The sequence below is a fragment of the bacterium genome (assembly GCA_021372515.1).
Classification (GTDB): Bacteria; Gemmatimonadota; Glassbacteria; order GWA2-58-10; family GWA2-58-10; genus JAJFUG01.
In genome coordinates this window covers 1-14,783 of record JAJFUG010000039.1, presented here as the reverse complement: position 1 = coordinate 14,783, position 14,783 = coordinate 1, and the positions used below count along the sequence as shown (strand labels likewise).

At 63.8% G+C, this 14,783-nt stretch carries 14 protein-coding genes; 2 read left to right on the top strand and 12 right to left on the bottom strand.

Annotation, left to right across the window (positions count from 1 at the left end; genetic code table 11):
* Positions 1 to 2: 2 nt before the first annotated feature.
* From LLH00_03480 to LLH00_03430, 11 genes are all read right to left on the bottom strand, one after another.
* Positions 3 to 908, bottom strand: a complete 906-nt coding sequence (locus LLH00_03480) for a cytochrome c3 family protein (GenBank protein MCE5270325.1) — start codon at positions 906 to 908, stop codon at positions 3 to 5.
* 23 nt (positions 909 to 931) lie between these two features.
* A complete protein-coding gene (locus LLH00_03475) occupies positions 932 to 2,170 on the bottom strand; it encodes a hypothetical protein (protein ID MCE5270324.1) in 1,239 nt (412 codons plus the stop codon).
* A 379-nt stretch (positions 2,171 to 2,549) separates the two neighbouring features.
* Complete coding sequence (locus tag LLH00_03470) at positions 2,550 to 3,851, bottom strand: hypothetical protein (GenBank protein MCE5270323.1); 1,302 nt, start codon at positions 3,849 to 3,851, stop codon at positions 2,550 to 2,552.
* Positions 3,848 to 4,663, bottom strand: coding sequence for a hypothetical protein (locus tag LLH00_03465; GenBank protein MCE5270322.1), 816 nt, complete (start codon positions 4,661 to 4,663; stop codon positions 3,848 to 3,850). The genes LLH00_03470 and LLH00_03465 overlap by 4 nt, the downstream gene beginning before the upstream one ends.
* Positions 4,664 to 4,738: 75 nt before the next feature.
* Positions 4,739 to 5,500, bottom strand: a complete 762-nt coding sequence (locus tag LLH00_03460) for a hypothetical protein (GenBank protein ID MCE5270321.1) — start codon at positions 5,498 to 5,500, stop codon at positions 4,739 to 4,741.
* A 250-nt stretch (positions 5,501 to 5,750) separates the two neighbouring features.
* Entirely contained in the window at positions 5,751 to 7,103 is a 1,353-nt protein-coding gene (locus tag LLH00_03455) for a sigma-54 dependent transcriptional regulator (GenBank protein ID MCE5270320.1), read from the bottom strand.
* A gap of 51 nt (positions 7,104 to 7,154) precedes the next feature.
* The gene (locus LLH00_03450; protein ID MCE5270319.1) at positions 7,155 to 9,161 is read right to left on the bottom strand and encodes a PAS domain-containing protein; all 2,007 of its coding nucleotides are present in this window, start codon (positions 9,159 to 9,161) and stop codon (positions 7,155 to 7,157) included.
* Positions 9,162 to 9,248: 87 nt separating this feature from the next.
* Positions 9,249 to 9,923 (bottom strand): ubiquinone/menaquinone biosynthesis methyltransferase, encoded by a 675-nt coding sequence (locus LLH00_03445; protein ID MCE5270318.1) that lies wholly within the window; start codon positions 9,921 to 9,923, stop codon positions 9,249 to 9,251.
* A gap of 216 nt (positions 9,924 to 10,139) precedes the next feature.
* Entirely contained in the window at positions 10,140 to 10,388 is a 249-nt protein-coding gene (locus tag LLH00_03440) for a hypothetical protein (protein MCE5270317.1), read from the bottom strand.
* Positions 10,389 to 10,635: 247 nt separating this feature from the next.
* Positions 10,636 to 11,646 (bottom strand): hypothetical protein, encoded by a 1,011-nt coding sequence (locus LLH00_03435; protein MCE5270316.1) that lies wholly within the window; start codon positions 11,644 to 11,646, stop codon positions 10,636 to 10,638.
* Positions 11,647 to 11,677: 31 nt separating this feature from the next.
* On the bottom strand, positions 11,678 to 12,139 hold the full coding sequence (locus LLH00_03430) for a pyridoxamine 5'-phosphate oxidase family protein (GenBank protein MCE5270315.1): 462 nt from the start codon (positions 12,137 to 12,139) through the stop codon (positions 11,678 to 11,680).
* Between the two features lie 252 nt (positions 12,140 to 12,391).
* Between LLH00_03430 and LLH00_03425 the strand changes: the two genes are divergently transcribed.
* Both LLH00_03425 and LLH00_03420 read left to right on the top strand, forming a co-directional pair.
* Positions 12,392 to 12,787 carry a class II SORL domain-containing protein gene (locus LLH00_03425; protein ID MCE5270314.1) on the top strand — a complete coding sequence of 132 codons (396 nt, stop codon included), beginning with the start codon at positions 12,392 to 12,394 and terminating at the stop codon, positions 12,785 to 12,787.
* Positions 12,788 to 13,010: 223 nt separating this feature from the next.
* On the top strand, positions 13,011 to 13,523 hold the full coding sequence (locus LLH00_03420; GenBank protein ID MCE5270313.1) for a DinB family protein: 513 nt from the start codon (positions 13,011 to 13,013) through the stop codon (positions 13,521 to 13,523).
* A gap of 79 nt (positions 13,524 to 13,602) precedes the next feature.
* Here the strand turns inward: LLH00_03420 and LLH00_03415 are convergent.
* Positions 13,603 to 14,783, bottom strand: a 1,181-nt coding sequence (locus LLH00_03415; protein MCE5270312.1) for a hypothetical protein, incomplete at its 5' end; no start/stop codon positions are given.

The following is a 14,783-nucleotide window of genomic DNA, read 5'->3' as shown; positions in this document are numbered from 1 at the left end:
TATCAACGGCCGTGACAGGCAGCGCAGACAGGCTGGCTGGACGGGTCATCCGCATGACAGGCGGCGCACTGCTCTATGTTCGCTTTGGCCTGGGCGGCGTGCGCCCCGCCGCTTCCGGCCACTGCCCAGGCGGCCCGCTGGTGCGAGCGCGGGTAGACCTGGCGCTCCTGGTGGCACTGGATGCAGAACGAGCGGTCCTCGTGGCAGGCCGCGCAGTCGGTGCGCTGCGAGCGCACCTCGAGCGGATGTGTGTGCTCGAAGCCGATCGGGTGCACCCGCGGCAGAAGGTTATCGCCCTGGTGGCACTGCTGGCAGTCGTTGCGCTCGTGGCACATCGTGCAGGCGGCGCCGTTGTCCATGCGGGCCTTGTCGCCGTGCTGCTTGCTCCAGGCCGGCATCACATGGTCGGCGGGACGGGGGCCGTTGGGCTCGATGTGGCAGAGGCTGCACTCCTTGCCCGCCTTGACCCCGTCATGGCAGTGCATGCAGAGCGCCATCACCGGCATGTGCGTGGTGGAGCTGCTGTCCGACTCGGCGATCCCCACGTGGCAGCGCTGGCAGTCGATCTTCTCCTCCACGTGCCTGGCGTGGGTGAACTTGGGGCTGTAATCCTTGACCAGACGGCCCATGCGGGGGCTGTCGGTGCGGGTGGTCCAGCCTTTGAGGTCCTGTTCGCCGTGGCATTCGAGGCAGTTTGCCTGCACCGGCATCAGGTCATCCGTGCCCAGGCGGCTGGAGTCGGCTTTCGCGTGGCAGGCGTTGCACTCGATACCCATGCCCAGGTGCAGCTTGTGCGAAAAAGTCACCCCCGCGTCCTCGCGCCGCGGCATAGCTCCCAAGCCCAGGGCGACCAGAAGAACCGACGCGGCCAAAGATACCGGCAGCATGATTTTGAGCGAATTTCTCATCGCGCGGGGACCTTCTCTTTCTCTTAGAATATCTGGCTGTAGTTCAGAGCGAATTTGAGCAGGACCCGGAAGTCCTTGCTGAGGAAATCGTTGTTCAGGTCCTGGAACTCCACGCCGGCCAGGACCGTGCGGTTGGGCCGCCAGTTCAGGCCGAAAGCCGAGGAGAAGACATAGTCGCGGTCGAGTTCCTCGTAAAAGCGGTAGAGCGAGTAGTCCACATCCGCGAACAGCTCCCAGGCCTTGCAGAACACGTAACTGCCGCTGGCCGCAAACCCGTCCTCATCCCCCGAGGCCCCGGCGCCGTGGAAATACGAGACTGAGCCGTAGGGGCAGGCCGCGCCCAGGGTTAGGTAGCTGTCGCTGTCATCCTCGAAGAACACACCGGTGTAGCTGGCGTTGAGGCTCACCCCGGGCTTCAGCTCGCAGGTTACGCCGCCGCGCACCTGCTCGTGGCCCTCCAGGTCGAACCGCTTGAAATAGCTCTTGTCGAACAGGCGCGGCTCGTAGTGACGGTACTCGGCCATGAACCCGAAACGGCTTTCGGCCGGGCGATAGCGGCCGGTCAGCACCGCGCGCTGGAGGCCCGACTCCAGAAGGTTGAAATCGGCGCGGCCCAAGAGGTCCACCCCCTCTGGCAGCTTGACCCGGCCGTCTATGCCCAGCTCGCGGAACGTGGTCTCGCCCTGGTAGCTTTTCTGCTGAAGGCCGAGACCCAGGCCGGCGTTCTTGAGGCTCAGGGTGCGCACGTAGAACCCGCCGCTTTTGGCGCGGTCCCAGCCCTGGAGGTCGAACTTGCGCGAGAACGGGGTCTGGGTGCCCACGTAGCCGGTGACCTCGACCACTTTTCCGATCGACTGGCTGGCCTTGAACCCGTCCAGGGTGAGGCTCGATGGCCCCAGGGTGATCCACTGGCGGCCCAGGCTGAGGCCCGTGCCCTTGTTCTTCCATTCCAGGTAGCCGTTGTACAGGCGCGACTGCGGGTCGTCGTTCAGGTCGAGGCTCAGATCGTCACTCACCTGGAACAAAGTGTGGAAACCCAACTGGCCGGCCTTGCCACGGTCGACCAGGTGCAAGCCGAAACTCTGGAAATAGCGGAAACTGTCCTCGGTGTCACCGCTGAAAGCACCGGGGAAAATCTCGCGGCTGTAGAACAGCGAGCGCGCGTTGCCGCTGAAAGTGAGCTGGGCCGACAGACCGGACACGCACAGCAGCAGCAGGCTCAAAACGGAAGCGGCGACAAAGTGGTGGCGTCGAATGAACATGTCCGTTTTCGATCTGTGGGTGGAGGAGGACCGGCAGCGACGCACTCCGGCTGACAGAAAGCTCATTTCATCGAAATTGTAATAGTCTGATAAAATTGTGTCAACACCCGGGACGTCTTTTTTGCAGATAGACAATGACTATCAATTACTGCTATCGATTCAACGTTTTATATGCATTAAGATTACAGAATATTACCGGGGAATTCAAAACAGGGCTGGTTCGGCCTTGATTCTATCTTCTGCAACCATGGCATAAACCGGACTGCGCGGGAAAATGTTACAGTCTCCATTCAAGATAACAGAGGCCAGGAGGCGGAAACACACCTATTGAGAGGGGCGGCGACTGTCCGGAGCACGGCGATCCCGCGCTCCGGGCTTTTCAGAACGACTTTTCCAGGGCGAACATGGCATAGGTGCTGGAGTAATGGTAATACGCGTCGTTGGAACGGTTGCGCCCGGCGCCCAGCGAGAGCGAGAAAGTCATCCCGCTGAAAAGGCTCTTGCCGTTGTCGGGCAGGCTCTTGGACAGGTCGAGCTCGAACAGGGCGGTGCGGTCGAGGCGGCTTTCGGCGCCAGGGAGCATCTCCCCCGTGGCATCCAGGGCCGGCCGTCCGCTGTAGCGCCGCTGCCTGAGGGTGAGCGCGCCGGTCAGGTCGCTGTGCCAGGGCAGCACCTGGCGCAACTGGATGCGGCCCTCGTGGCCGTTGTAGCTGTAATGGTCGTCGAACAGCTCCTCGTTGTTCAGCACGCTCTCGCCCAGGCCCGACAGGTAGCGGTTGCGGGCCTGCGGGTTAATCCGGGCCGTGTAGCTCAGGCTCAGGCCGGTGCCCTTGGTCAGGCTCTGGGCCACGGTCAGGCCGAGCTTGACCTGCTCGGTGCTTGGGAATTCATCCTGGCGCAGCGTGTACCAATAGGCGCCGTCCGGGACAATGATATCGGACTCCGGGCTGCCGGGGTTGACCATCCAGCCGCCCATGCCGCGCCCGCGCATCTGGCCCATCCGCAGACGGACCTGCTCCATCCGCTGCTCTATCTGCTCCGTGGTGATATAGACCGAGTCGAGGCTCTGGATGCCGGTGGTGTAGTTCTTGTGATAGAACGCGCCGGAGAGCTGGATCGTGGTTCGGCTGGGCAGGAACCAGCTCGCCTGAAGGGCGAAAGTGTTCTCGATGTAGTTGAATTCCTTGAACTCGCTGAACTGGCGGCCGGTCAGGTTGTAGCCGGCCAGCAGCATCAGGTCATCGCGCAGGTAGGTCTTCCAGTTGGCGTAGAACCCGAGCGAGGTGTAGTTGTAGTAGCTGTATTCAGCCGGGTTGACCCGTGTCTCCACGTTGCCGCCCAGGGCCAGACGGTTACGCGAGCCGGGGAACAGGTAGTTGTAGTCCAGGCCGAACTCGTGGACCGAAAAGTCGCGGTGGCTCAGCTCGTTGAACAGGAAGAACTGGCCGTTGTATCCCAGGTAGACCTGGTTGGAGCTTTCCTCGGGTGCGATCTGCCAGCCGAGAGTGGCGTAGGGGATGCTCACCATGTCCGACTGGCCGTAATAGTTGCGGAAGATGTTGTTATCCACCAGGAAATTGGTCCCCACGTGAATATCGGCCTGGGCCGGGGCTTTCCCAGCCAGGGCCAGGGTCGCGCACAACACGGCCAGAAGCATCGTCGATCCGGTACGATTCTTCATTGTTTGTGTCCTTTTCTGAGCTGCTCCATGCGCTGACGTCTGTCGTCGATCCCATCCCCGTCCCGGTCGATGAAACGGTCGCGTCCCGGGTGGGGCATGCCGTTCTGCGCCCCCATGGCCCCGTGCCGCCCCGGCAGGTCCGGGATGCCGTCCGCGTCCTCATCGATGAAATTGCGCAGCATCTCGCGGCGTTCCTCGTTGATGAACCCGAACTTGTAGCCGCGCAGGCTTTTGGTGCTGTAACGCATCCCGGTGATGTCGTTGATGAAGCGGCCGCTGAAATCGATTACGTTATCGCAGACCCCATCGCCGTCCTCGTCCACGAAATCCGGGTTCAGGTCGTTCACCCCGTCGCCGTCCGCATCCACGAACTTGTCGTTCACCCCGTCCTTGTCCGCATCCACAAAGGCGAAGCGGTGGGCATAGGGCTTGCTGTCCACATCGTTCACCCCGTCGCCGTTGGCGTCCCGGAACAGGTCGTTGCGGCCGTCGCGGTCCCGGTCCGTGAACCCGACCACCTTGCCGCCCGATGGCGCTTCGGCCGGCTGCGGGCGGCCCCGCTGTCTGCGCCGGGGACCGCTCCCGTCCTCCGCCGCTGCGGCGCCTTGCTGTACGGCCTTGGCCTCTGTCCCTGAGGCGCGGGTTTCTGCCGGCTGTTCCTTTTTCTTACCGGCCTCTGAGGCGGCGGCGCTTTCCTTGCTCTTGGGCGCGGCGGAGCCTTTATCCTGGTCCGGCGACCCGTAGGCCGGGTGCAGTACGCCCAAGAACAGTATAACGGCCGCCGGGGCCGCGTATTTGAAAATGCCTCTCACCGTGTCTGATCCTTCTGTTCTAAAACCGGCTGGGGCCTGCCAGCGCAGGCCCCGGCCGGTTTCGCGCGCAAGGTGTCAGCGCCTGCCGCCCGCCGCGGCAGCGCCGCGCATGCGGCTGCTGCTGCGGGTGCCCGCGGCGTCCCTTCCGGCTGTACTCCGGCAAGCCTGACGGTAATACTTGCTGTCCGGGTCGAGGGCGTTGACCACTCCGTCGCTGTCGTCGTCTTCCAGGCGGTCGTTGATACCGTTGGCGTTTTCATCCACGAACCCGCGGCCGAGGGTGTTCGGCTCGCGATAGTACTTGCTGTCCGGGTCCAGGTGGTTGATCACCCCGTCACCGTCCGAATCCTCCAGGCGGTCATTGATCCCGTTGGCGTCCTCATCGATGAAGCCGCCGCCCATGCCGCGTCCCGCTCCGCGCCCCATGCCGCGTCCGACCGTGGCCGGGTCGCGGTAGTACTTGCTGTCCGGGTCGAGGGCGTTGATCACGCCATCGCCGTCCGAGTCCTCCAGACGGTCGTTCACACCGTTGGCGTTCTCATCCACGAACCCCCGGCCGAGCTGGTTGGGCTCGCCGCGGTAGAGCTTGCTGTCGGGGTCGTGGGCGTTCACGATACCGTCGCTGTCGTCGTCTTCCAACCGGTCGTTGATCCCGTTGCCGTTCTCATCCACGAAGCCGCCGAACCCGCCGCCGAGACCGCGTCCTAAACCCATCCGTCCCTGTACGGTTGTCTGCTGCTCCACCTGGCCGGCGCCATTCTGCGCCTGAGCCGGGGCGTTCAGCAGGCCCAGGCCCGCCGCCAGAATCACCACTGTGAACATCCGCGCTTTCTTCATCCTGCACCTCCCTGATGCGATTGATAATTGATAAGCCTTTGTTATGCAACTTGTACTGCGCGCGCTGTCCACACTTTATACAAGGAACGTGCCACAGACTGCCGTTGATTCATCGAATTTATGAAACCCCTGTCCACAGGAGCTTTGCTCCGGGAGTCTCTTTTTTCTGTACGGAATGCAGCCAATGTTTCAGACAGAATGTCGACCAAATCGTCGAGAGCGGTTCGACAAAATTGTCGAACCGGGGCACTCATTTTATCCCCAGGCGGGACATCCGGTAGCGCAAGGTGCGCTCCGACAGCCCCAGGCGCTCGGCAGCCTTGACCTGCACCCCGCCGGAGGCCTCCAGGGCCTCCAGGATCATCCGCCGCTCCAGGCGCTCCACCGAGTCGGTCAGGGAGTCTCCGGCCGCCCCGGAATCTCGTCCTCCGCCGGGCAGCGAGAGGCTGAACGGCAGGTCCTCGGCGCAGATCACCGCGCCGCGGCAGAGCACCATGGCGCGCTCCACTATATTCTGCAGCTCGCGGATGTTGCCCGGAAAGTCGTAGCGGGCCAGGATATCCAGGGCCTCGCGCGATATGCTTTTCTCGCCCAGGCGCTCGCGGTGACGGTCCAGGAAATGGTCCACCAGGGGACGGATGTCCTCGCGGCGCTCGCGCAGCGGCGGGATGTGGATGTTGACCACGTTGACCCGGTAGTAGAAATCCTCCCGGAAATGGCCCTCCGCGATGGCTTTCGACAGGTCGCGGTTGGTGGCGGTGATCAGGCGCACGTCCGCCTTGAGCGTGCGGTCCGAGCCGACCCGCTCGAAAGTGTGCTCCTGCAGGAACCGCAGCAGCTTGACCTGTATCTCGGGGCTGATCTCGCCCAGCTCGTCCAGGAACAGCGAGCCGCAGTCCGCCGCCTCCAGCTTGCCCTGGCGCTGACGGATCGCGCCGGTGAACGCGCCTTTCTCGTGGCCGAACAGCTCGCTCTCGATCAGGTTGCGGTTGAGCGCGGCGCAGTTGACCACCACGAATGGCTTGTCGCGGCGGTCGCTGGCGGCGTGGATCGCCTTGGCCACCATTTCCTTGCCCGTGCCGCTCTCGCCGGTGATCAGCACCGGCGAGTCCACCCGCGCCACGCGGGCGGCCAGGTTGAGCACCGCCTCCATCGCCCCGCTCAGCGAGACTATGTCCACGCTCTGCAGCGGCTCGGCCAGCTTGCGGCGCAGGTCACGGTTCTCGGCCAGGAGGCGTCGTTTCTCCAGGGCGCGCTCCAGCGAAATCTCCAGCTTCTCCAAATCGACCGGCTTGGTCAGGTACTCGTAGGCCCCCTGCTTGACCGCCTGCACGGCCGAGGGGACATCCCCGAAAGCGGTGATCAGGATTACCTCGGTCTCGGGGTTGAGGGCCTTGACCCGGCCGAGCAGCTCCAGCCCGTCGATGCCCTGCATTTTCTGGTCGGTCAGCACCAGGTCGAACGAGGCGTTTTTCAACTGCTCCAGAGCCTGTTCGCCCGAGGCGGCCTGTTCCACCGCGTAGCCGCGCTTGGCCAGGAACCCGGCCAGAGTCGTGCGCTGACGCTCCTCATCCTCCACCACCAGCAGGCTGCCTTTGTTCATCTTTCCTCCAGCTATGTAATAAATCCAATGTTATTGTATTTCGCCGGGGGCTCATTCCCGCCGCAGCGGCAGGGCGAAAACGAACCGCGCGCCGCCGGCCGGCGGGCTTTCCAGACGGATCGAGCCACCGTGCTCGGTGATAATCCGCTGCACTATGGCCAGGCCCAGGCCCAGGCCGCCGGGACGGGTGCTGTAGAACGGCTCGAACACCTTCTCGGCCTCAGGAGCGGGGATGCCGGGGCCGTTGTCGCTCACGCTCACCCGGTACTGGCTGTCCGTGCTTTCGCCCCGCACCTCGATCCGCCCGCCCGTGGGCAGGAAATCCAGGGCGTTGCGGATGAGGTTGGTCAGCACCTGGCCCACTTGGTCCGGGTCGAACAGGAACTCCGGCGCCGGCCCGACAGTCCGCTCCAGGCGCACCCCGTGGCTTTCCACCTCGGGTGAGAGAAAGTCCAGGGTCTCGCCGATAAGCGCGGGCAGGGAGGCTTTCCTGAGGCGCGGCTCCGGGAAACGGGCCAGGCGTAGGAACTGCTCCACGATCCGGTTCAGGCGCTCCACCTCGGCCAGCACGATGCCGATGAACTCATCGTACTCGGCGCGTTCGGCCTCAGCGGGCGAGAACTCCAGGCGCAGGCGCTGGACGTTCATGGCGATGGCGTTGAGCGGGTTGCGTATCTCGTGGGCCACCCCGGCCGAGATTTCGGCCATGGTCTTGTATTTCTGGCTGAGCAGCACCATCTCCTCGGCCCGGCGGCGGTCGGTCAGATCGGAGAGGATCACGATGGTGTAGCGGCTGTCCTCCAGCCAGAGCGGGGCGGTGGAAAGGAGCAGCGGCACCGGGGCGGCGCGGTCCGGGCGGCGCAGCTCCACCTCGGCCATGTCGGTCCAGCCGAGGCCGTGGCGCTCTATCAGCGCGGCCAGCTCGGGGTTGAGTTCGCTCAAGCTACGGCCCTCCACCTCCGGGCTGCTCACCCCGCACAGTCCCCGGCAGGCCTCGTTGTAGAGCAGCACGCGGCTGCTGTCATCCAGCACGATCACCGCCTCGGACATGCTCTGCAGCACGCTGTCCGACAGGCCCTTGATCCGGGCGTGCTCCTGCTCCAGCCGCAGCTGGCGCCGTCCGGCCAGGTACAGCACACCCACCACGCTGAGCAGGATCCCCAGCAGGGCCATGCCCAGGGCGAAACGCTTGCGGTCCAGGGCGGCGATGGAGCGCACCTCGGCCGTGGAGATACCCACCCGCAGGTAGCCGTAGCTCTCGCCCGCCCACTGGAACTGGGCGGCCAGCTCGTAGACCTCCTCGCCGAAATAGTCCTTGTAGCGGCCGCGTATCTCATCCGGGGGGATGGGGAAAAACGGGTCCGCGGCCAGGCTGCCGATCTCGCGCACGCCGCTGGAGGCGGCGATGATGCCCAGGCTGTCCTGCAGCACGGCGTACGAGACGCCCTTGACCGCGGACAGGTCGTCCAGGATCAGGCCGATCCCCAGGCGGCGGCGGATGTCGTAGAGGGCCTCGGCGCGGGCGCAGGCCACCGCCCGGCGGCCATCGGGGGCGAGCACCGCAGTGGCGAATATTTCGTTGTACGTGTCGGGTCGTCCCGGTTCGGGCGGCTCGTCGATGAAAGAGGTGCTGTAGTCCCAGACTGCCGGGACCACGGCCAGTTGCTCGGGGATCGAATCCCTGGCGTGGGCCGGGTCGCTGGTGGCCAGGAGCCACCCGTCCGCGTTATAGAGGTCGATCCGGGCCAGGTCGTTCAGCTGGCTCATGCGGCGCAGGGAGGCCTCGAGCGCGGGGCCGGTGCTGCCGCTCAGCAGGGCCTGGCGGGCGTTGTCGGCCAGGCGCGCGCCCAGGCTCAGGGTGAGTTCGTGGTCGGCCATCAGCGAGTTTTCCAGCCCGTGCAGAAGGCTTTCCATCAGAGCCGTGCCCTTGCTGTAGAGCATGCGGTCCAGGTTCTCGCTGTTGGAGCGGTGCTCCAGCCAGGAAAACCAGGGCACAGCCACGGCCACCAGCGCGACCACCGCGCCCGAGGCCCTGAGCGGAGTCAGGCGCCATTTCATTTCGGCAGTCCATCTTGAATGGGGGAACGGTTGCATCAGCTCCGCAGGGATTATACTGCAAATAGTCTGCCGGGCCAAGACAGATTTTCAGTTACGCCTTGCGGTGTAGAGGATGGTCACGCCGAAAGTGAGGGGACGGGCCTCGGCCCGGGCGAACCCGGCCTCGGCCAGGGCCGCCAGCATGCGCTCGGGGCTCAGGAATGCCTGGATGGAGCTGGAAAGGTAGCCGTAAGCCGCGCCGGAGCCGGCCAGGAGCTTTCCGGCCAGGGGCACGGCCAGGCGCAGGTAGGGACGGTAGACCGCGCGAAGGAAAGCTCCCTGCGGCGGGGCGAACTCCAGCACGGCCAATTGTCCGCCGGGGGCCAGCACGCGGTGGATCTCGCTCAGGCCGCGGTCCAGGCGCGCGAAATTGCGCACCCCGAAAGCCACGCCCGCCGCGCCGAATGAGCGGTCGGCAAAAGGCAGGCCCAGAGCATCCGCACGGGCCACGTTCCAGCGCGCGCCCGCCGGGGCACAGGCAGAGAGCTTGCCACGGGCGGAGTCGCACATGCGGCCCGAGAAATCAGCGGCCACGAGCGGGGTGCAGCCCGGGGCGCGGCGCAGGAATTCCAGGGCCACATCCCCGGTGCCGCAGCAAAGGTCGAGCACCGGGCCGTCCGCGCCGGATAGATTCCGCACCAGCTCGCGCCGCCAGCGGCGGTCCTGGCCCAGGCTGAGCAGGCGGTTCAAAAGGTCGTAGCGCTCGACAATATTGTCGAACATGCGACGGATTTCGTCGGCTTGGGGCACAGGAAACTCACTTTTCCAAACAGGAGCGTATATCCGCCTCCCCCTGCTTTGAAAAATGGGGACCGAGGCAGTAATGTCCGGTTAGGTTTTTGCATACCAGTTTTACGGGCGAACACAAGGTTCGTCCCTACTATACCAGCTGGCCCCCCAGGACGGTAAACCTGTTTGCGGCTGTCAGGCCGCCGCAGTTCAGCCTTTGGGGGCCGCACCTGTCTGAGCCTCCCGCCAGGGCAGCGTGTAATCGAGCCTTAAACGGCCGGGGCTGAAAATGCAGCACAGTCCGGCGGCGATTCGCGGCAGCGCCGCCGCTGCAACGCGGCAGCGGAATCGAAGAGTCGGAAACACAAAGGGTTGAAAAAGAGCCGTGGTTGGGACGAGTTTGCGGCCCCCGCTGGCTTTGCTGCTTTGGCCGAAACCAAAGCAGAAAAAAGCTTTCAATTCCCCTCTTCAAGTTCCTAACCGGACATTGCTGGGACCGAGGGGGATTTATCCAAAACAATTGGGCACGGTGCACCGTGTCCCACCAGCATTAATTCCAGTTCGATCCATATCCCGGCAGGGGTAACCGGCCAGGTCGCCCCATTTTCACACCCCGGCGGCTACTGCCGCCACCCCTCTTTTTAGAGCAGGGGAATTAAATGAAAGCTAAACGGCGACAGATTAAAGCTCACTATCAACCACCACCTTACTGGCTCTTCAGCACCTCGAGCATGGCGATCATGTTCGCGGCCGGGACATCCTTGGGTGTGTCGTGGGCCGGGCTGCACACGTAGCCGCCGCCTGCACCGATATTCTCGATCAGCCGCCGGGTCTCATCACGCACCTGCTGCGGCGTGCCGTAGGGCAGGATTTTCTGCGTGCTCATCCCGCCGTAGAACGCCAGACGGTCGCCGTAGCGGGCCTTGACCTGCACGATATCCATCACCTCGGGCTGGAACGGGTTGAACATGTCCACCCCGATCTCGATCAGGTCCTCGAAGATCTCGCTCACATCCCCGCAGGAGTGGATCAGCACTTTCATCCCCGCGGCGTGGCAGGCGCGGTACTCCTCGGCCGCGCGCGGCTTGATGAAGCGCCGCCACAGCTCGGGGCCCATGATCAGGCCGTGCTGCTGGCCCCAGTCATCGCCGAACAGGATCGCATCCACCGGGTAGCGGCTCACGCCCCCGATTATTTTGAGGTTCCACTCCAGGATGCGGTCCAGCAGGGCATCAACAAACGCCGGCCGCTCGATCATGTCCATGAGCAGGTTCTCCACGCCGCGCAGGGTCCAGGCCCGCTCGTAGAGGGTGAACCCGAAGTCGTTCACCCGGAAACGCTCCGGGTTGGCGCGGCAGAACGCCTCGTGGCCGGAGAAACGCTCGGCGCTGAACGGGTCGGGGAATTCCAGGCGCGCCAGGTCGGGCTCGGGCAGCACCAGGCGGCTGTGGTCCACGTTGCCGATGTCCTTGTCCAGGGTGCGGTCCCAGATCACGCCGAACTCATCGCTCCAGAAATCGGGCTCGATTTCGCGCCAGGCATCCGGCGGCACGGCCTCGATCTTGGCGAAATGGTTGCCGCAGGCGGAGTCCAGGTCATCCGTGCCAAGGGCCGCGGCCAGGGCCTCGCGGGCCGGGATGGTGAAACAGAGGTGCCAGGGGCAGATGTCAGGCTGGGTGTGCGCCAGGGCGGTCAGCACTCTTTCGCGGGGTGTCATCTTTTCTCCGGAATAGCGGTTACTTACAGTGTCACAAGGATTTCTTGCCGCTCAAGCTCTCGATGTCGATCCGCACCAGAAGGGTGCGCTCCAGGCTGGGGCCGTGGTAGTCGCCGGTCGGGCCGCCGTAGTGGCTCATTATCACATCCAGGCCGCGCACTTTTTCCGCCGGGTCCTCCACCAGGGCCGCCCGCCCGAACGCGATCACGCTGCGGTATTTCATGGTCCAGTCGCAGGCGCGTCCCACCGTGACCATGCGCGAGTCGAGCTCAGCCTCCACGCAGACCCGGTTGTCGCGGCGCAGGGCCTCGACCTTGCGGCCCTCGCGGGCGCAGTGGAACCAGAGGCAGCCGCCGGCGCTGTCATAGCCGCAGTTCACAGGCACCACATAGGGGCCCTCGGCATCCACCAGGCCGAGGTGGAATACGGGCGCCTGTTTCAGGATCGATTCCATCTCGGCACGGTCCGTGATTTCCCGCTCTTTTCTGCGCATCCAGCCTCCGGTTGTGGCAGCCATTGATTGACCGAACATGGAGTTACCAATCTACACGCGGCGCGCCAGTGGCGCAAGACGGCGCTACTGGGATGGATGGCCGGCCTCCGGGCATTGCAAATCCGGTCTCAAATCCATAATATTAGACAGCAACACATCTGCAGCCCGGCCTCGGGAGGCCGGGTCCGCAGGCTGTTCCAAACTGGTATTCCAGAAGTACAACACACATGTAATCTCAGGAAGGAGAGGAGCATGGCTGAACTGAAAGACCTTTTCCAGAGCGCCGATTTCAAGACCGAAAAGCACGCCCCGGTGATAGAGCTTCCCCAGGCCGTGAAAAAGGGTGAGGTATTCAAGGTTTGCGCCTCGGTGGGCAAGGAAATCGCCCACCCCAACACCACGGCGCACCATATCCGCTGGATCGAGCTGTATTTCCAGCCCGAGGGCGAAAAATTCCCGTTCCAGGTGGCCCGGGCCGAGTTCACCTGCCACGGGGAGGGCCTTCAGGGCGCCGACAGCAGCACGGTCTACACCGCCCCCGCGGTGAGCGTGAGCCTCAAGAGCGACAAGAGCGGCACGCTGTACGCCTCCAGCTATTGCAACATCCACGGGCTCTGGCAGTCCGCGGCCAAGGTGAGCGTGGAATAGCGGCATATCTGTACTGAAGAAAATCTAAATGTTCCGGATGAAGCCGCCCCTCCCTCGGCTGGGGCGGTTTTTTTATGGTGGAGATCGGGGGGACTTGAACGGGGCCGCCGGAATAGTGCACATTGTATAGTGTGCGTAAACCACAATCTTAGCCGGACAAATATCAATGATACTCCGGGGCGCCTCGCCCCGACAACAGTCATGGTTTGCAAAGGGAGGGCTTATGCAGTGGAAAGAGATGCTGCGCCTGGAGCTGGAGGGCGCTTTCCGCGCCACCGAGGGCCTGTTCGACCTGGTGGGGGGGAGCAGCCTGGACTGGAAACCCTCGGCCAAGAATAACTGGATGACCACCGGCCAGCTCCTTATGCACCTTACATGCGCCTGCGGGGCCGGGATGCACGGGTTTGCAACCGGCGACTGGGGCGTGCCGCCCGAGGACATGGCCGCCGACAGCAGGCTGCCCCCGGCCGAAAAGCTGCCCACAATCGGCAGTGTCAAGGAAGCCAAGGCCAAGCTGGCCGAGGATAAGGCTCTGGCCTACAAGACCCTGGAGGCTTGCAGCGAACAGCAGCTTTCCACCCAGATGGCCAAGGCCCCCTGGGACAACCTGGACATGGTGCTGGGACAGCGTTTTCTGCAGATGGTGCACCACCTGAACCAGCACAAGGCGCAGCTTTTCTATTACCTGAAGCTGCAGGGCCAGCCGGTCAACACCATGCACCTGTGGGGAGTGTAGAAGCAACGGAAGGGCTGTGATCAGGGATAAAAAAAGGGCCACCCGTAAACTACGGGTGGCCCTTGCTGTTTACCTGGAATTATTTCAGCGCCGACTCGGAGGATCCCTGGATGTCGAAGAAAGTCTCCTCCGTGTCCCACTGGCCGCTCACGTTGTCCCGCACCTGGATCACGATCCGGTAGGCCCCGCTTTCCAGGCCCTGGGTGTCGAGGCTGAAAATCTCGGGGGCGCGGTCGCCGCGCCAGTCGGCCCGGCGCTCGAAGGACTGGGTGATCGAGGTGCGCGGGCCGGAGAGGTTGAACGTGAGCAGTTGGAACACCTTGCCCGCGTATTTCTTGACCCGGCTTTCGCCCTCCTCCAGACGGACCACGTCGATCCATTCCGTGTAATTGCGCTCGCCGTCACTGCCGGGCCGAAGGTTGTAGACCTCGAAATAGACTGTCACCTCCTCGCCCCGTCCGAAACGGGTGGAGGGCCGCGGCACGAACCGTTCGCCGCAGCGCTCCGGGCTTTCCAGGGCCGTGGCGGCTGGGGCGCCCAGCACCACTGCGCTCAGGCGCAGGCTTTCCGGCTCGAAGGGAGGGAATTCCAGTTCGCCCTTGCCCATCCATTTCTCATCCGCCGAGGCCATGCGTACGGTGTAGTGGTACTTGCCCGGGAAGACCGTTATCCGGTGACGGGCCAGCCAGAGGTCGCGGTCTTTTTCCTGTTTCACCCGGAACACCTCGCCGCGGGTCAGGCCAATGAAACCCCAGAGGCTGTCGTAGACCGCGATGTCGGCCGTGGGGGTTTCGCCTTTTGGCAGCCAGTCATCCTGGTAGAACTCCACCTCGTTGTCGAACGAGTTTGCGGCCAGGAACTGGGCCATGTAGTACTCCAGCGTATAGTTCACCCGGGGGTCGATGAAACGCTCGGAGCCCACCACCTTCAGCATATCCAGCTTGGGCCCCTGGCTCTGTTCCGGGATGAAAACGTACTCCCCGGCCAGATCGTAGTCCACGAACAACAGGGTGGCTTTACCGTAGTACCAGTACTCGCTGTTGAGCCCGATCACCGCGCTCTCGCGGTACCGCGTGTTGCTCTGGGGGTCCTGCGGTATAATTACCCGTTGATTTTTCTTATTGCCGACACTAAAGACTCTCTCCGGTGCTTTAGCCCTGTCCAACTCGCCGATTTCACCCGAGTCGTAATGTCTCTCCAGCTTGTCCGGCGGGCCCAGGCGCACCCAGACCACCCCGCGCGGGTCGAGGCCCAGGATCG